This is a genomic window from Achromobacter arsenitoxydans SY8, assembly GCF_000236785.1.
Classification (GTDB): Bacteria; Pseudomonadota; Gammaproteobacteria; order Burkholderiales; family Burkholderiaceae_B; genus Achromobacter; species Achromobacter arsenitoxydans.
Genome location: NZ_AGUF01000075.1, coordinates 1 through 17,020 on the forward strand (window position 1 = coordinate 1; position 17,020 = coordinate 17,020).

Genomic DNA, 17,020 nt, shown 5'->3' on the forward strand with positions numbered 1-17,020 from the left:
GAAAACCCCGGGAAAAAATCACTTTTCGCCGTTTCGCAAAACGCGGGGCGTGCACGAAATCCACAGATTTGCACCCAAGCAACTGATAAATAAGGAGAAACCGGCGGCACGACAAGAGTTGGCACGGCTTTTGCATTTAGGCCCATGTCATCCCCGATGGCATCGCGGCCCAAGCGGCCATTTCGTCAACGACTCAAAGGAAGCAGCCAATGCCGACTCCCGCCTATATCAGCATCCAGGGCAAGACCCAGGGCAACATCACCCAAGGCGCCTTCACCGCCGACTCCGTGGGCAACGTCTATCAGGAAGGTCATGAAGACCAGATCCTGGTCCAGGAAATCGAGCACCTGATCGCCACCCCCACCGATCCGCAAAGCGGCCAGCCCTCGGGCCAGCGTGTGCACAAGCCCTTCGTGTTCACCGCGCCGCTGAACAAGGCCACGCCGCTGATGTACCAGGCGCTGGCCTCCGGCGAGATGCTGCCGGAAGTGGAAGTGAAGTGGTACCGCACCTCCACCGAGGGCAAGCAAGAGCACTTCTTCACCACCAAGCTCGAAGACGCCACCATCGTCAACATCAACACCGTTCTGCCGCACGCGCAGGACCCGAGCAAGGCTGAATACACCCAGCTGGTCAAGGTCGCCATGGCCTATCGCAAGATCACCTGGACCCATGCCATCGCCGGCACCGAGGCCTCGGACGATTGGCGCAAGCCGCAAGAAGCCTGATTCCAGGCCTAAAGCATGGCCGGCGCATCACACGCCGGCCATGGCGTCTTGATCCGACCGAAGACCCGGGTTGCAGCCTGGGTCGCCACGGAGCCTGCCATGCCCAGACAATCCGACCTGCGCTTCACCTTCGACCTCATCGGCAGCGAAGCGCCGCACGACGTATTCGAAGTCATCGAATTCGAACTGCGCGAAGCGCTGTCCCAGACCTACCTGCTTTCCGTCGACCTGGCCTGCGCCAATCCCGCCGTGGACTTCGGCCTGGTGCTGGACTGCCCCGCGCGCCTGACCATCTGGCACGGCGACACGCCGGTCCGCTACGTGCATGGCGCCATCTCCGCATTTTCCCAAGAGAACACAGGGTTCCGACGGACCCGCTACCGCGCCGTGGTCGAACCGCGCCTGGCGCGCCTGAAGCTCAGCGCCGACTGGCGCATCTTCCAGACGCTTACCGTCCCGCAGATTGCCGAGGCCGTGCTCAAAGCTCATGGCCTGACCCAAGACTACGAACAGCGCGTCACTACCGAGCACCTGGCTCGCGAGTACTGCGTGCAGGCCGGCGACACCGACTACGACTTTCTTGAGCGCATCATGCGCGAGGAAGGCTTTTTCTATTCCTTCCGCCACAGCGCCGAGGGCCACCAGTTGGTCCACAGCGATCGCCTCTTCATCCACGGCCGCATCGGCGATGAACCTGTGCAGTACAACCCCACGCCCGGCGGCGATCAGCCCCAGCCTGCGCTGCGCCGCTTCGCCTACGCCGAGAACGTGCGCACGGCGCGCCAGACCCAGCGCGACTACACCTTCAAGCATCCCAGCTATGCCCACGAACACAGCCGCGACGGCCAGGACCTGGGCCACCAGGGCGCCCGCTACGAGCGCTACGACTACCCCGCCCGCGCCAAGTTCGACGAGGCTGGGCGCCCCTTTGCCGAGAACCGCCTACGCGGCCACCGCCGCGATGCACGCATGGCCGTGGTCGAAGGCGACGATCCGCGCCTGCAGCCCGGCATCTCCTTCACCCTGGCGGGCCATCCGCGCGAGGACATGAACCGCGGCTGGCGGCCGGTCAACATCTTCCACTACGGCACGCAGCACACCAGCCAGGCCGAAGAAAGCGCCGACGCCGGCCAGGGCACGTCCTACCGCTACGAAGCCGAACTGGTGCCGGACGACGCCGAATGGCGCGCCGAACCGCTGCCCAGGCCGCGCATCGACGGCCCGCAAAACGCCGTAGTGGTTGGCCCCAAAAATGAGGAGATCTACACCGACGAATACGGGCGGGTCCGTGTGCAGTTCCCATGGGACCGCGAAGGCCGCAACGACGAACACTGCTCCTGCTGGATCCGCGTATCGCAAAACATCGCCGGCGCCACCTGGGGCCACATAGCCATCCCGCGCATCGGCCAGGAGGTCATCGTCTCGTACTACGACGGCGACCCGGACCAGCCGGTGATCACCGGGCGCACCTACAACCGCCTGCAATTGCCGCCCTACGAACTGCCGCGTCATAAGACGCGCATGACCATCAAGAGCCAGACCCACAAGGGCGAGGGCTACAACGAAATCCGCTTCGAGGACGAAAAGGACCAGGAAGAGATCTACGTCCACGCGCAGAAAGACCAGAACATCCACGTCAATCACGACGAGACCACGTTTGTCGGGCACGACCGCAGCGAACAGGTCGAGCACGACGAAACCATCGCCATCGGCCACGACCGCAAGGAGACCGTGGGCAACGATGAGCAGGTGACCATCGGCCAGGACCGGCGGCATGACATCGGCCAGGATGACTTTTTGACCGTGGGGCGCAATCACACGATCCAGACGGGCAAGGACCGGACCGAAGAAGTAGGCAATCACCGGCGGGACAAGACCGTGGCGAATCACTGGGTGAGTGTTGGCGGGCATCAGGAGCACACGGTGGAAGGGCACGCCGAGTTGCAGGCCGGACAAGCAATTCGCCACCGAACCAAGACCTACGAGATTCGAGCCGCCGGACATCTCACCGTCAAAGGGCCAGGAGGAACCATCTGCATTGATGCTGCGGGCATCACCCTGGATGGCATTGCGATAACGCTCAAGGGGCCAATGAGCCAGCAAGGTGGCGGTGGCGGAAATCCTTACGCCATCGAGGGCGTCCCAGCTTCTGGCAAGCCGGTGGACCGCCTTTGCGGGCGTCGTCCAGACGGTAGCTGTCCATTGTCCGACTGCCGCTGCCTGGGAGGACCCGCCCGATGAGCATAGCCGGCACCGCAGCACCGCACACATCGCTGGGCAAGGACATTACGCAGGCGGAAATTCCCGCCACGCCTTTTCGCTACCTGCTGCTAATGACCACGACCCTGCAGAACCAGGCCTATCGCCCGGTTCCTCAGGAGGGAGAGTTTCGGCCCGCTTATGCGCCGGGCGTACTGGACCTGGTCAAAGCGTTCGACCCGTTTCCGCACTACGCCTGGGTGTGGCAAGGCACGGCGCTGGACGACTATTTCGATCGGGGACCGTTGCTGGTGGATGCCACGGGGCAGGCAGCGCTGGTCCAGCACGCGCTTGAACATTGGGCGCCCGCCAATGGCGTCATCATCATAGGTTCGGGCGAGGAACTTGGCGGGGTGTCGGCGCATCTCAGGGCGCAAGTGCGGGTCAGCCTGCCGGACCAGAGCGAGGCCGCCCTGGATATCCGGCCGCATCATCTGGCGCCCTGGCTGGACGCGCTGGACGGCGACCAACGCGATCTCTGGTTAGGCCCAATCTCTACGCTGGTGTGGCGTGCGAGCTGGGGTCCAGCGTACGACTGGCGCTGCCTGGATCGGCCGGTGGCGGCTTTCACTTTTGGAAGCCCCGGCGCATTCGCCTTGCGACCGGACGAACTCGCGCGTTTCGAGGCCAACACCCGCGAGCAATTCGTGCTCAGCCGTGTCTATGAAATCCACGCCATGCCGGCCCATTCCGCGCGCAGTCTCACGGAGATTCGCCGCTGGGTCGAACAGCTGCTGCAGGTAGCCGACCGGCTGTACATCCAAGACGACGCAGACGTGGAACGGTACCTCGCGCTGATCGCCGGCAACCTCTGGCTACTGCATAGCGATGAGGCGCGCGTCCTCCTTAACGACCTCACAGAGTCCCCTCAGGCCCGCCTTCGCAAGTTGGAAGCGCTGGCGCGGGAGAAGGAATCTTCCAATGGCTAAAGCAAGTGCTGGTAGTGCAACGTCGACACCGGCATGCAGTCCGCGCGTTCCGATCCTGCCCATCCGCTACGCGGTCGTGCCCAACGCGGGCGGCGCGCCGCTGTACCGTTATGCCGAGTCCGGCTTCAAGCTGGAGCAGGGTTTACCCAGGATCGAGCTCTCCTCCTACACCTTGCGGGCGCTTCGGCCTGGGTACGTCTACGTCTTCATGAAGGGCCCCAAGGGCGAAAAGTTTGTCATCCATGAATACGACGGCGAAGGCCACTACAAGGAACTGACCTACCTGGGGCTGGAACAGTATCACCGCAGGGATCGTTACCGGACCGTAAGCAGCCGGGGTTGGGTTTGGGCCGATACGAGCCCGGACACCGCCAGCGAAGTCTGGATCGGCTTCAGCCCGCACCTATGGACCAATGCCGTCACAGCCAGGATGGCGGCGGACCCGTCTGCGCGCAAACGCCATATGCGCCAGATCGACATGACCGAGCTGACCTCTGGCGAGAAAACACCCTCAAGCCAGCCGCACGTGTTGCCCGCCAGCGCGTTGAGCCATTGGGTCGAGGACTTCAAGCCCAGGGACCAGCGCATGGACCTGGATTGGAGCAGCCATTCCAGCAAGGACGATCTGCCCATCAACACCTTTCTGGCCCAGGGGCAGCACTATCGCTACACGCAGCCGCGGGTGCCGGTGGTAGTCGTACTTAATGATGCGGAGGGCCTGAGCCTGGATCTCGGCCTTTCGGTCGCCGCCTACCAGCACCAACTGCGCGACATCTTGCCAAGCCAGCCGCATGAGGCCATTGCAAAACAAGGCAAAGCGGAGTTCGCCGTACCCGCCTGCTTCAGCCAGGACGTCGAAAAGCTGAGTGTCCAAAGCCAGCGCTATCACCATAAGAATCTGGTAGCGATACTGCTGGAGCGGACGCTGCAAGCCATGTATCCGGCGGACCAGACGCCGCCGGACACCCTGGCCAGGCTGCGCGACGAATACCAGCGCAAGCAAGTCGGCGGCAGACGACGGGCGACGCTTTCCGAATTGCGCTATCAGGTTCTTACCGATAGCCGCATCTCGCCGATGGGCCGACGCCTCGCTGAGCGCATTGATACCGCCAAATATCACGCCTTCCTGGCCGAGCGCGACCAGCGCGAGGCGCACCTGCGATCCTGCCTCGGCACCGCGCTGAAGGCGTGCCGTGACCATGACCAATGGCTGGCCACGGCAGAACCTGAGCACCGGGACGTTCCCACCAGCCTGGCCGCCGCGCTAGCGGCCTACGACCGTGACGAGCGCCTGTCTGCCGGGGGGCTGGAAGTGTCTCTGGCCCTCATGATCCACCCCATGAGCCAGACCCTGCCGGGCACCGAAGACGACGACGCGCGATTCCAGCGGCTGTCCGCCTGGCTGGACCGGCAGGACAGTCCGCTTTACATGGCGCTGGCGCCATTCAACCCTTTCAAGGAAAAGGCCGATTCGGTCGGCACGTTGTTGGGGGCCGCCGACAACGCCATCGAAGGGCTGGCCGGCCGCTTCCCCGCCATGGCCGGGATCACCGACTTGACCGCTGAGGCGGTGACGACCGTGGTGCTCACGCGTCTGCCAGGCAAGACACGCTGGACCGCCAGCGACAGTTTGCGGCAGCGGGTGCTGGCCGCGGTCCAAGAGGCCAATGGGGAGAAAGCCTTGGGATTGATTGGCGCGCGCTACCGCGTCACCGACCAGGCAGTGCTGAACGATGCCTACAGCAAGGAAGTGAACAATTTCCTTAAATCCGGCATGGCCGAAGTCACCGAGAGTAAGCGTGTCCGAATCACCGGTACCCGTACCGTCACCATCGAGCAGGCCCTTACCCGGCGCGTGCGGCCGAACGTCTCGGCGTTGCTGACCACTGCCGGAGGCGGAGTGCTGAATGTGGGCATGCTTTGGTTCAATGTGATCAGCCTCAAGTCCGCGTATGCGAGCTTGAAGAAGGACGCCGACGTAGCCGCTTCCGCCGCTTTTGCGTCCGCAATCTTCGGTGTGGCAGGGGCCACGGCCGCCGTTCTGGTCAGCGCCCGAGCAACGCAGAAGGTGCTTGTGCTGCGCTACGCGGCAGCGGCGCCGGGTATGGAATTTGGCAATGGGTTCATGCGGTTCATCGCGGGAAATCTGTTTGCGCGGATGATGGGGTATCCCGCGATATTGGCGGGGTTTGCTTCTGATGCAATTTCCGCACTCCGAAAGGAGAAGTATGGCGGTGGGACAGCCGCTCGCTATACGGCCGTCGGAGGCCTGTTGGTCGGCGTTGGATCTGCCGCCATACTTGAAGGCGCCTTAGCCATTGCAGGCCCAACAGTGGTAATTCCGTACGCCGGCTGGGCTGCCGCAGCAATCGTGCTTGTGGGCGCTGGAATTCTTGCCGGTGGCGTTTGGCTTCACTCCCTAGCGGCGGCACGCGTTCACAGCCCCCTTGAACTCTGGGCGGCTCGCGGCGTCTTTGGCACGCGCAAGAACGACGGCGAAATCCACATCGGCATCGCGTTGGACGCAGACAAGATGCTTCCCCCCTTTGACGACGTGGCCGAGGAAATCAAGGCCTGGTATGCCGCGTACTACGCGCCCCAACTTCTGGAGAAGCAGCAGGCCGAAGCGCTGGGTGTCAAGGATGCCGACAGCCGGTGGAAAATCGCATCCTCATGGTCAATCACAAGGAGTGCCGCTCCGAGTGTCGTGGAGTTCACCGTTTTGTGTCGGGGATACCTCATCGGGCAAAGCGCTTGGTCTGAAATGCTCGAACTAGACAGGGTCTGCATTCCCGGTATCCCTGCCTGCTACGACACCGCGGCAGGGCTGGTCCTGCATTACAGGAAGGAAATCACGGATGCTCATCAAATGGTATTGACGGTCAATTACTGCCCAAATCAGGGCATGGACGAAAGTGCCGTGGCCACCGTGCAGTTCAAGTTGGAGGGTTGAGGCAGTGGCTATATCGTGGCAGTTTTCAAGACAAGGCAGAACGGGCTTGGCGCCAGCTATTGGCGATCAATTGGTCAGCGTTGATCGGCATGTTCTCTGCCTGCGGAATCCATGGATAGCGGATTCAGTGTTCATGGGGAAAATGTACACGTCATCCATGCTAATTTTCTTCCTGCTGTTGATTGGGCCAGGATGGGACTCCGGAATTTGGCGTATATCAAGTGCCTTCGACTTCCTGTCACTCCTATTGTTTCAAGTAGTAGTTCCATTTTTTGCTGCCCCTTTTTTATGGTACCGAATATTCCTAATAAAACGCCTCTCCAACTTCTACTTCAACCGCAAAACCCAGCGTATTTACTACCAGCGCAACAAGACGCTGATAGCCTTCGATTGGGCTGAGACAGAGGGCGGCGTATTCGTGCGCAACGAGTTTGGCGGAAGCTCCTTCAGCACGAACTTCGCACTCGCCTTCGGCCCGCGACCGGCACCTGGCGAAGAGAAGAAACGCATTGCCCTTTGGGTCGACAGCAACGCATCCACCAATCCCGACCCGCGCCACGTTGCCCAGGTTTGGGAGTACATCCGTCAGTTCATGGAAAAAGGCCCCGACCGGTTGCCCGAACCAGGCGAGCCGAACTGGTGGTATGTGCCGCTGCACAGCATTTGTCTGACGCCGGCCGAAGCTTGGCGCCACTACGCCCCGTGGCGTACCGGCGAGCCTGGCGAGCGGCAGGGCAAGAAGAACTGGCTGTTGCCGATGTGGCTGGTGCTGTTTCCCTACAACCTGTTTTCGGCATTGTGCTGGTGCGCGGTCTGCCGCCTGTTCAACGTGCGCGCCGCGCCGCCGCCAGCGCAAGCTTTGGAAGGTTGAGGCTGGCATTTGGTGGCGCAGTGGGGCTTGGTTGAAAGTGCAGTGGCCACTGTGCAGTTCAAGTTGGAGGGCTGGGGCAGTGGCTATATCGTGGCAGTTTTCAAGACAAGGCAGAACTGGCTTGGCGCCAGCAATCGGCGATCAATTGGTCAGCGTTGATCGGGATGTCCTCTGCCTGAGAAATCCATGGGTTGCAGATTCTGTGTTCATGGGAAAAATGTATGCATCATCCATTCTATTTCTCTTCTTGCTATGCATTTGGCTTGGCTGGGACTCCGGACATTGGCCTTCATCAAATTTCGACGACCTCCTATTTGTTCTAAAGGTGCTAGTAATAGTCCCGCTCGCTCCAGCACCATTCTTTTGGTACCGAATTTTCTTCATAAAACGCCTCTCCAACTTCTACTTCAACCGCAAAACCCAGCGTATTTACTACCAGCGCAACAAGACGCTGATAGCCTTCGATTGGGCTGAGACTGAAGGCGGCGTATTCGTGCGCAACGAGTTTGGCGGCAGCTCGTTCAGCACGAATTTTGCCTTGGCCTTCGGCCCGCGGCCGGCGCCAGGCGAAGAGAAGAAACGCATTGCCCTTTGGGTCGACAGCAACGCATCCACCAATCCCGACCCGCGCCACGTCGCCCAGGTATGGGAGTACATCCGTCAGTTCATGGAAAAAGGCCCCGACCGGTTGCCCGAGCCAGGCGAGCCGAACTGGTGGTATGTGCCGCTGCACAGCATCTGTCTGACGCCGGGCGAAGCGTGGCGCCACTACGCCCCGTGGCGTACCGGCGAGCGTGGCGAGCGGCAGGGCAAGAAGAACTGGCTGTTGCCGATGTGGCTGGTGCTGTTTCCCTACAACCTGTTTTCGGCATTGTGCTGGTGCGCAGTCTGCCGCCTGTTCAACGTGCGCGCCGCGCCGCCGCCAGCGCAAGCGTTGGAGGGATGAGATTGAAGCTGGTAACGGGACGCCATTCAGAACCACATCCACAAGCTGTGAGATTTGGCGGCCTGTAGATCATTTTCCCCCTTCAACCTGCCTTGTCCACCCAGGAGCAAAAAATGAAACCAGTCGTCCTCGTCGGTCATAAGCACAGCTGCCCCACCCATGGCAGCGGCACTGTCGTCAGTGGCGCAAACGAAGCGCAGGTCAATGGGCGGGCCGTGGCGCGCGTCGGCGACCGTATTAGCTGCGGCGCGATTATTCAAACGGGATCGCCCGGCACCATCGTCGAGGGCCAGCCGGTGGCTCGCCAGGGAGACCAAACGAGCCATGGCGGCACGCTGGTGGAGGGCGAGGGCGGCTGGCTGGTGGAATGAGCGCACCGAACCCGGCCCTTAGCCATCAGCGAGCCGGAGCAGGCCCCGCTACCTCCCACACCCTGCCGGGATCAAAATCTTCCTGCTCCCCCTTCTTCGCATAGCCGAGCGGGTTCGCAATGATCCGGCAGCCGTCTTTCACATAGTCCTGCGCGCAATGCAGATGGCCGTGCAGCCAATAGTCGGCGAGTGGCAGCAGGGCGTCCAGGGCGTTGCAGAAGCCGGCGGTGCCGGCCGTGACGCCGTAGCGCGGATCGGCGCTGGCCAGCGTGGGCGCGAAGTGGGTGACCGCGACGGTGGGGCCATCGAAGGGCGCGCGCAATGCGGCGTCCAGCCATTGCTGGCAGGCCAGGCCCTGTTCGCGCATCTGTTCGGCCATGAACGGCGCGCCATGGCGGCGCATCTCGGCTTTTTCCAGGTAGAAGTCCGCGGCGCGGAAGGCCTTGGCGCGCTTTTTCATGACTTCGCCGATCGTGTCGCCCGGGGCGGCCAGCGCATCGAAGTCGGTCCAGAGGGTCGTGCCCACGAAGCGGATGCCGTCCAGGACCAGGGTCTCGCGTTCCAGCCATTGAATGTCCAGCGCGTCGCACAGGTCGCGCAGGCGCGCGTGCGTTTCGTCGAAATCGACGTTGTCGTATTCGTGGTTGCCGGGGACGTACAGCACGGGCGTGGGCCAGCCGTGGCGCGGCGAATAGGTGGATAGGCCGAAGTCTGTTGCGTCCAGCCGGGAGCCGTGCCGATACGAACCGATATCCCCCGCAAGCACCAGCAGGTCGGCGCCGGGCGCCGGCGGCGCCACGAAAGTGGGATCGGTTTCAAGATGCAGGTCGGAGAGCAGTTGGATCTTCATGGGCACTATCTTAGGCGACGCCAGCGCAAGAACCGGCGCTGCGCCGGCAAACCATCCATGCGACACTTTCCCCAGGGATCCAATCAATTTCGTATCCAGGAGGAACTCTTATGCGCATAGCCCTAGCCGCCGTGGCGCTCTTGTTGGCAACCGGCGCCCAGGCGCAGACACTCAAGTGCGACCAGGCTTCCACGCAGACGGACATGAGCCTTTGCGCGGATCAGGCCTACCGTAAGTCGGACGCAGAATTGAACGCCGCCTACAAGGACGTGACGGCGCGGCTGAAGAACGACAAGGAAGCCGCGACGAAGCTGCAGGCCGCCCAGAAGGCGTGGCTGTTTTTTCGCGACGCCGAATGCGCTTTTTCGTCTGGCGGCGTGTCGGGCGGCAGCGCCTATCCCATGGTGCTGAGTATGTGCCTGGACAAGCTGACGCAGGCGCGCACCAAGGAGCTGCGCGCCTATCTGAAGTGCGAGGAAGGCGACATGAGCTGCCCGGTGCCCGGCAAGCCATGAACGCGGAACCGCAAGCGGGCGTCGTCATGGCCGGAAAGGAGTCGGGCCTGATCCTGGACGCTCAGGGCCGGCCACGCTGCTTCTGGCAGCCGTCCATGCCCGACTACCACGATCACGAATGGGGGCGGCCGGTGGGGGACGACCGCCGCTTGTACGAAAAAATCTGCCTGGAAGGTTTTCAGGCCGGCATGGCGTGGATCACCATCCTGCGCAAGCGTGAGGCATTCCGCGAGGCGTTCGACGATTTCGATGTTGAACGCGTGGCGCGCTACACCGACGCCGACGTGGAGCGCCTGATGGGGAACGCCGGCATCGTGCGCAATCGGGCCAAGATCCTGTCCGCCATCAACAACGCCAGACGCGCGCGCGAGCTGGCCGATGAAACGGGTTCGCTGGCCGGCTGGCTGTGGCGGCATGAGCCCGCCGCGCATGACCGCCCGGCAGCGGTGGACCGCGGCTACTGGGACAATAATCCCACGTCGGCCGCGTCGGTCGAACTGTCGCGGGCGCTGAAGCGGCGCGGCTGGACTTTCGTGGGACCCACGACGATCCATGCGTTCATGCAGGCGGTGGGCATGGTCAATGAGCACATGAGCGGTTGCGTCTGCCACGGCGAGGTCGAGGCCGCGCGTGCCGGCTTCCGGCGGCCTCGGTAGCAGGCGCGACGCAAGACGCTTGAGTTGGTTGCGAGTCGCAAGTATATTGGTTGCGACCCGCAACTTCAGGCGACCGCCATGGATCTCATCGACTTTCCGTCCCAGTCCCGGGAAAAGACCGTCCAGGACCTGCGGGAGTTTTCCCGCAAGCTGGTGCGCGAGCTGGGCTTCATGCGCACGTCGCTGGCCGGCAGCGACCTGGCGCCCTCGGCCGTCCACGCCATCATCGAAATCGGCCTGCAGCCGGGCATCCAGGCGCGCGACCTGGCCGCCATCCTGCGGCTGGACAAGTCCAACACCAGCCGGCAGGTGGCCAAGCTGGAATCGGCGGGGCTGCTGACGCGCGAGGCCTCTGCCGACGACGCGCGTTCGTCCATGCTTTACCTGACCGACGCCGGGAAGGCGCTGCGCGCGCGGATCGACCAGTTCGCCACGGACCAGGTCTCGCACGCGCTGCGGCGCCTGGCGCCGGCCGACCAGGAATCGCTGATCCGCTTCCTGTCGCTGTACGCCGACGCGCTGTCCAGCGAAAACCCCAACGATGCCGCGGCAGGCGCCAGCGGCGCGATCGAAGACCAGATCGCGGAAGGCTATCTGCCCGGCTGCATCGGCGACATCGCCAGCCTGCATGCCCGCTATTACGCGCAAGCCTCGGGCTTCGGTGTGTACTCCGAGCGCAAGGTCGCGACCGAACTGGCCGAGTTCGCGGAAGGCCTGCCCGCGCCGGGCAGGAACATGTGGCTGTATGTGGACAACGGCAGGACGCTGGCTTCCATCGTCATTGATGGCGACCTGGCTGCGCGGCAGGCGCACCTGCGCTGGTTCATCGTGGACGAATCGCTGCGCGGCATGGGCGTGGGCCGCGCCTTGCTGGCGCGCGCCATGGCCTACGTGGACGAGCGTTACGACGAAACCTATCTCTGGACATTCAAGGGCCTGGACGCCGCCAGGCACCTGTACGAAGCCGCCGGTTTCACGCTGACCCAGGCGTCCGAGGGACGCCAGTGGGGCAGCGTGGTGGTGGAACAGCGCTTCAGCCGCCTCAGACCACGCTGATGCGCAGTTCGGCCAGCAGCGCCGCCGCCTGCGTCTTCGAGATCGTGGCGCCGGCCAGCCGCGCCGCGGCGCTGAGGTCCAGGCCGCCCAGGTCGGCTTCGCGCAGGTCCGCGCCTTCGAAGCGGACATTCTTCAGCGTGGCGTTGCGCAGGCTGCCGCCATGGAACACGGCGTCGCGGAAATCGCTGCCGGACAGGTCGGCATCCGAGAAATCGAGCTGAAGCAAGTCGGCCTTGCGGAACGACACGCCGCGCAGCAGGGCGCCGACCAGCAGGCATTCTTCCAGCGACCAGCCCAGGCAAGCGATGCCGTCGAAATCCGAACCCGTCAGCTTGCAGCCCTGGAATCGGGCGCCGGCAAGCCGCGCGCGCCGCCAGTTGGCGTTGTTGAGGTCGCAATTCTGGAACACGGCCTCGCTGGCGTCCGCCGACGCGAAGCCGGCCTGCCCGCCGCGGCAGCGCAGCCACCGGGTGTCGGCCAGGTTGGCGCCCTGGAAGGATGCGCCGGCGATCGCGCAGGCGGTGAACTGGTAGCCGCGCAGGTCCAGGCGGGAAAAGTCCGCGTCCTGGAAGTCGCAGTCCTGGAATGACAGCGCACTACCCGCGGCCTGTTCGATCAGGGCCTGCATGGCCTTGCGGTCCACCTCAAGTCCGGCGTGAGGCGGGAGGATTGCTTGCGTCATGCGGACTACGCCGCGTCCGATTGCAGGCGGCCCAGGATGAAGCCATCCACCGCGCTGGTGCGCCCACGCCACAGGGTGGGTTCTCCGGCGATGGGGGTGCCGTCCGCGGTGAAGAACAGGGCGTCCGCCAGATGGATGTAGTTGGGCAGCGGATCGACCGGCTGGGGCAGGCGGAACACGTCGCCCAGTTCCGCCAGCGACGCGTGCACCGTCTGGCGCGTGTCGTCGTCCAAGGTTTGCAGGGAACTCGTGAAATTGGCGGCGAAGCTGTCGAAGTAGTCCGCACCGGAAATGATCGACCCGGACACCAGCATGCCGCCCATCTGCAGCGTGACGCCGATGCTTTCGATCTGGCTGCCGTTGTTCACCAGGTTGACCAGGAACTGCAGGAAGGCGTCGGCGCCGGGCGTGGCGGCCGGCAGTACGGGGGTGGATTCGATGCTCATGGAAGCGGTCTCGGTAATGTTTGCAAGAGCAACAAGATACTCGAAAGGCGCGGTGGACACATGACCCGCAATAGCGGGATAAGCGGCCGCTTAAGGCGCCTGACCGGGTCATCCGGCCGGCCGCTTGCGGGGTAATTTGGCGGCCTGAATCCATCTGGGAGCACTGCATGAGCATCATCAATTCCCTGGGCATCGGTTCCGGTTCGGACCAGCGCGCCGCCGCAACGCGCGCCGCGTCCTCTGACGGCGGTTTCCGCGCTGCGTTCGCCAGCGCGACCGAGCGCGGCCGTTCGGCCATGGGCGGGGGCGTGTCGGGCGCAACCCAGGCCGCGCCGTCCGAGACGGAGCAGGAATTCCTGGATTACGCGTCGATGTCGCTCGAGGACAAGATGTTCTACGCGGCCCTGGCCAGCATGGGCATCAGCAAGAAAGAGTACGACGCCATGTCCGCCGCCGAGCGCCTGGAAGTCGCCGCGAAGGTGTCGCTGGCCATGCAGGAACTGACCAAGGCCGAGAACACCAAGGAAGTGATCTAGCCGGCGCCGGGCTGGCGCGCCAGGGAGCGCGCCAGGCGGTCTTGCACGCGGCGCAGGTGGTCCCTCAATTCGGCGGGGGCCTGTACCTCGAATTCCACGTCCAGCGCCATCAGCCAATAGGTCAGCGCGTCCAGCGAATGCGTGCCGCAAGTCAGCAGGCAGCACCCGTCGTCCAGCGCCTCGAGCTGGCCGGCTGACGCGGGAATGCGCGCGGCCATGGCGGCCAGCGGGGCGTGCAGGATGACCCGTGGCGGCTCGGAATAGGGCGGCGCGCTGACCGAACGCGCCACGAATGCGCGCAAGTCTCCGCCTTCCGGTGAAGGGCGGGGCGCGAAGTGCCCCCCGATGCGCGCAGGGCCGGCGATGCGGTCGATGCGGAACGTGCGCCAGTCGTTGCGCGCCGGATCCCAGGCCACCAGATACCAGCGATATCCCGTGTACGCCATGCCTTGGGGCTCGACCAGCCGCGTGCTGGCCTGCCCGCGGCCATCCGAGTAGTCGAAGCCGATGCGCAATTGATCGCGGCAGGCGGCGGCCAGCGCGGCAAGCGTAGCCGCATCCACGGTGGGGCCGCCGCGCTCCACAGGGACAATGGCGGCGCGCAGGGCGTCGACCCGGCCGCGCAGCCGAGCGGGCATCACCTGCTCCAGTTTCACCAGCGCGCGCAGTGCGGATTCCTCGATGCCGCCCACTGCGCCCGTGGCGGCCGTGCGCAAGGTGATCGCCACGGCCAGCGCCTCGTCGTCGTCCAGCAGCAAGGGAGGCAGGGCGTGCCCGGCCCGGAACGCGTAGCCGCCCGCGACGCCGCTGCTGGCGTGGATGGGATAACCCAGTTCGCGTAGCCGGTCGATGTCGCGCCGCAGGGTCCGCGGATGGATGTCGAGCGCCGTCGCCAGGTCCGGCCCTGCCCAATGGCGGCGGGCCTGCAGCAGCGAGAGCAGGCGCAGGAGGCGGTTGCTGGAAGTGAGCATGACGGCAAGTTAGGGCAGATCGAGGGCGGAATCTGTCCGCAATGGATTCTACAGTGGCCCCAGTTGTCAGCGGCATGCGCCGCGACTTTCCTTCCCTCTTGAAACTGGAGCACCGCAAATGTCCATCGTCTTTTATTGGCACCCCATGTCCAGCGCATCGCCCGTCGCCAGCGCGCTGGCGGAACTGGGCGTGTCCCACGAACGCGTCAAGGTGGACATCCGGACCGGCGAACAGCGCCGTCCCGAGTTTTTGGCGCGGAACCCGAACGGCAAGGTGCCGACGCTGACCGTGGACGGCGCGCCGATGTTCGAAGCGCTGGCGATCCAGCTCTGGCTGGGAGAACGCTACGGCGTGGAGCGTGGGCTGTGGCCGGCCGCCGATGCCCCGGAGCGCCTCCTGGCGATGTCGTGGTGCGCGTGGGCCTACGTGAGCTACGGCGCGGTCCTGTCGCGGCTGTACCTGGCCGGGCATGGCGAGGCGCCGCGCAAGGACGCGGCGCAGGCGCAGGCAGCCATGGACGACCTGGACACGCTGCTCGCCGTGCTGGACGGCCACCTGGCCGGGCGTGCCTGGGTGCTGGGAGAGGCGTACTCCCTGGCCGATCTGGTGATCGGTTCGGTCGTCGGCTACAGCGCCTACCTGGGCGCGCGGATCGCCGCGCATCCGCACGTGGCGGCGTGGCTGGGCCGTGTCCAGGCCCGGCCCGCGATGCAGGGCGACATCTGATTGCCGCGCGGGGTCTGGCGTCACCAGCCCCAGCAGGTGCCCGCCGCCGGCTTGCCGCAGGTGCGGTAATTGACCGCGAACCACAGCTTTCCGGCGCCGCGCGGGGTGGAGTCGGACGTCTTGAAGTCATTGCGCGGCAGTTCTTCCAGGGTGTCGCGCGCATCCTTGGTGGGCGAACCGCTGGCGGCGCCCGGCGCCAGGACGATCCGTCCCAGGCTGGCCGCATCGCGGTCCTCGAACACGATGTCGGCGTCGTTCAGCGCGCTCATCTTCAGCGACGCGTCGCGCACCGCGGCGGCGTAGCTGTCGGCGGATCCCGTGGGGGCCAGGCTGCTGTTCAGCGTGCTGACGGCCAGGATCTGCGCGGGGGTGGCCGGCGCCTGCATCTTGTATTGGTCCAGCCCCTGCAACTGGCCGGCGGCGGCCTGGCGGCGCAGCCAGTCGCCCCACAGGAACTCGGCGAATTCAGGCAGATTGCCGTTGCTGTAGGCAATGTCCCGCGTGAAGTACACCAGCGAGCGGTAGCGGTCTTCCTGCATGCCGCCGGGTTCCTGCGCATTGGCCAGTCCAAGGCGGGCCGGCAGTTGGTCCACGGTAATGGGCTGGTTCTGGCCGTCGCGCAGCCAGGCGCGGCGCTCGTCGACCATGCGCTGCCAGAACGCGGCGGCCGACGTCAGGTCGCTGTAGTTGGCGTCGACCTTCACCCACACGGGCAGCTTGGGGCCGCCGTCGGCGATCTCGCGCAGCGACGAGAACGTGTGATGGCCGTCGGTCAGGTAGAGATTGCCGTCCCAGCCGACGACCACCGTCTTGAGGTTCGCGGCATTCGTGCCTGGCGCGTCCTTGCACGTGAAGGTGTCGGGCTGGTCCAGGCGCGCCGCGCGGGCCTGCGCGATGCTCTGGAATTTCTGCGCGCGTTCGGCGCCGCCCACGTCTTCGCAGTAGTCGTCGAACTTCTTGCCGACGGTGCGGTTCAGATAATCAAGCTGCAGCGCGGGATCCGCGGCCCAGGTCGCGCGGTCGAAGTCGCCTTGCCAGCGGCCCAGCTTGTAGTAGATCTGGTCGTAGCCGATGGCGGCCTGGGTGGGGTTCAGTTCCTCGATGCGGACCTGGATGACGTCGCCCGGCTTGGCTTGCAGGTAGGCGGTATTGCGCGCGGGCGCTTCGGGTTCGGGGGCCGGCGTTTCGGCGACCGGGGGCGGGGCGGGCAGGGGAGCGTTTTCGGCATCGTCGTCGCTGCCGCCGCCGTTGCAGGCGGCCAGGGCCAGCGGCAGCAGGGCCAGGGCAAAGGCGCGCATCAGGCGCGACGGACGGGCGAGGGAAGCAAGCTCGGAAGGGGAACGGGTAGGCATGGCAGTTCTTGGGGGCTGCGATCAGTAAGGGAGGCCGATCATGCCGGACGCTTGTTTCCTGCTCATTGCACTGCGCCGCAAGTCGGGTCGAGCTTAGGCCGGCGCTGCGGCCGCTGCAAGGAGATAATGGCGGCGCGCCCCGCTGGCGCGGCATCGCGGCGGTACGGGCATA

At 64.7% G+C, this 17,020-nt stretch carries 17 protein-coding genes; 12 read left to right on the forward strand and 5 right to left on the reverse strand.

The window, feature by feature from the left end; all coding sequences use genetic code 11:
• The first annotated feature begins 209 nt into the window (after nt 1-209).
• The 7 genes from KYC_RS23525 (at nt 210) to KYC_RS29075 (ending at nt 9,057) form a co-directional block, all read left to right on the forward strand.
• Nucleotides 210-728 carry an Hcp family type VI secretion system effector gene (locus KYC_RS23525; protein ID WP_008167163.1) on the forward strand — a complete coding sequence of 173 codons (519 nt, stop codon included), beginning with the start codon at nt 210-212 and terminating at the stop codon, nt 726-728.
• Nucleotides 729-827: 99 nt separating this feature from the next.
• Nucleotides 828-2,969, forward strand: a complete 2,142-nt coding sequence (locus KYC_RS23530; RefSeq protein ID WP_008167165.1) for a type VI secretion system Vgr family protein — start codon at nt 828-830, stop codon at nt 2,967-2,969.
• Nucleotides 2,966-3,916 (forward strand): DUF4123 domain-containing protein, encoded by a 951-nt coding sequence (locus KYC_RS23535; protein ID WP_008167167.1) that lies wholly within the window; start codon nt 2,966-2,968, stop codon nt 3,914-3,916. The genes KYC_RS23530 and KYC_RS23535 overlap by 4 nt, the downstream gene beginning before the upstream one ends.
• Nucleotides 3,909-6,869, forward strand: a complete 2,961-nt coding sequence (locus tag KYC_RS23540) for a T6SS effector BTH_I2691 family protein (protein ID WP_008167170.1) — start codon at nt 3,909-3,911, stop codon at nt 6,867-6,869. The genes KYC_RS23535 and KYC_RS23540 overlap by 8 nt, the downstream gene beginning before the upstream one ends.
• Before the next feature lie 46 nt (nt 6,870-6,915).
• Nucleotides 6,916-7,740, forward strand: coding sequence for a DUF6708 domain-containing protein (locus KYC_RS23545; protein WP_238531985.1), 825 nt, complete (start codon nt 6,916-6,918; stop codon nt 7,738-7,740).
• 121 nt (nt 7,741-7,861) lie between these two features.
• Complete coding sequence (locus tag KYC_RS23550) at nt 7,862-8,686, forward strand: DUF6708 domain-containing protein (protein ID WP_238531986.1); 825 nt, start codon at nt 7,862-7,864, stop codon at nt 8,684-8,686.
• 113 nt (nt 8,687-8,799) lie between these two features.
• The gene (locus KYC_RS29075) at nt 8,800-9,057 is read left to right on the forward strand and encodes a PAAR domain-containing protein (protein WP_043519145.1); all 258 of its coding nucleotides are present in this window, start codon (nt 8,800-8,802) and stop codon (nt 9,055-9,057) included.
• 25 nt (nt 9,058-9,082) lie between these two features.
• On the opposite strand, the gene KYC_RS23560 is transcribed toward KYC_RS29075, so the two are convergent.
• On the reverse strand, nt 9,083-9,907 hold the full coding sequence (locus KYC_RS23560) for a metallophosphoesterase (RefSeq protein ID WP_008167175.1): 825 nt from the start codon (nt 9,905-9,907) through the stop codon (nt 9,083-9,085).
• A gap of 110 nt (nt 9,908-10,017) precedes the next feature.
• Here KYC_RS23560 and KYC_RS23565 point away from each other — a divergent pair, with 110 nt between their 5' ends.
• The 3 genes from KYC_RS23565 (at nt 10,018) to KYC_RS23575 (ending at nt 12,134) form a co-directional block, all read left to right on the forward strand.
• Nucleotides 10,018-10,422: a lysozyme inhibitor LprI family protein gene (locus KYC_RS23565; protein WP_008167176.1), complete on the forward strand. Its 405-nt coding sequence runs from the start codon at nt 10,018-10,020 to the stop codon at nt 10,420-10,422.
• Entirely contained in the window at nt 10,419-11,078 is a 660-nt protein-coding gene (locus tag KYC_RS23570) for a DNA-3-methyladenine glycosylase I (protein ID WP_008167177.1), read from the forward strand. The genes KYC_RS23565 and KYC_RS23570 overlap by 4 nt, the downstream gene beginning before the upstream one ends.
• 78 nt (nt 11,079-11,156) lie before the next feature.
• Complete coding sequence (locus tag KYC_RS23575) at nt 11,157-12,134, forward strand: bifunctional helix-turn-helix transcriptional regulator/GNAT family N-acetyltransferase (RefSeq protein ID WP_008167179.1); 978 nt, start codon at nt 11,157-11,159, stop codon at nt 12,132-12,134.
• On the opposite strand, the gene KYC_RS23580 is transcribed toward KYC_RS23575, so the two are convergent.
• Together KYC_RS23580 and gvpU are read right to left on the reverse strand one after the other, a co-directional pair.
• On the reverse strand, nt 12,121-12,816 hold the full coding sequence (locus tag KYC_RS23580) for a pentapeptide repeat-containing protein (RefSeq protein ID WP_008167181.1): 696 nt from the start codon (nt 12,814-12,816) through the stop codon (nt 12,121-12,123). The two genes, KYC_RS23575 and KYC_RS23580, sit on opposite strands and share 14 nt — an antisense overlap.
• A gap of 5 nt (nt 12,817-12,821) precedes the next feature.
• Nucleotides 12,822-13,262, reverse strand: a complete 441-nt coding sequence (gene gvpU / locus KYC_RS29810; protein WP_008167184.1) for a gas vesicle accessory protein GvpU — start codon at nt 13,260-13,262, stop codon at nt 12,822-12,824.
• A gap of 167 nt (nt 13,263-13,429) precedes the next feature.
• Here gvpU and KYC_RS23590 point away from each other — a divergent pair, with 167 nt between their 5' ends.
• A complete protein-coding gene (locus tag KYC_RS23590; RefSeq protein ID WP_008167186.1) occupies nt 13,430-13,798 on the forward strand; it encodes a hypothetical protein in 369 nt (122 codons plus the stop codon).
• Here KYC_RS23590 and KYC_RS23595 read toward each other — a convergent pair.
• Nucleotides 13,795-14,769, reverse strand: coding sequence for a helix-turn-helix transcriptional regulator (locus KYC_RS23595; RefSeq protein ID WP_008167189.1), 975 nt, complete (start codon nt 14,767-14,769; stop codon nt 13,795-13,797). The genes KYC_RS23590 and KYC_RS23595 overlap by 4 nt on opposite strands.
• A gap of 118 nt (nt 14,770-14,887) precedes the next feature.
• On the opposite strand from KYC_RS23595, the gene KYC_RS23600 reads away from it, so the two are divergent.
• The gene (locus tag KYC_RS23600) at nt 14,888-15,496 is read left to right on the forward strand and encodes a glutathione S-transferase family protein (RefSeq protein WP_008167191.1); all 609 of its coding nucleotides are present in this window, start codon (nt 14,888-14,890) and stop codon (nt 15,494-15,496) included.
• A 20-nt stretch (nt 15,497-15,516) separates the two neighbouring features.
• Here KYC_RS23600 and KYC_RS23605 read toward each other — a convergent pair whose 3' ends face one another.
• Nucleotides 15,517-16,848 (reverse strand): ParB/Srx family N-terminal domain-containing protein, encoded by a 1,332-nt coding sequence (locus KYC_RS23605; RefSeq protein WP_008167194.1) that lies wholly within the window; start codon nt 16,846-16,848, stop codon nt 15,517-15,519.
• Nucleotides 16,849-17,020: the final 172 nt, after the last annotated feature.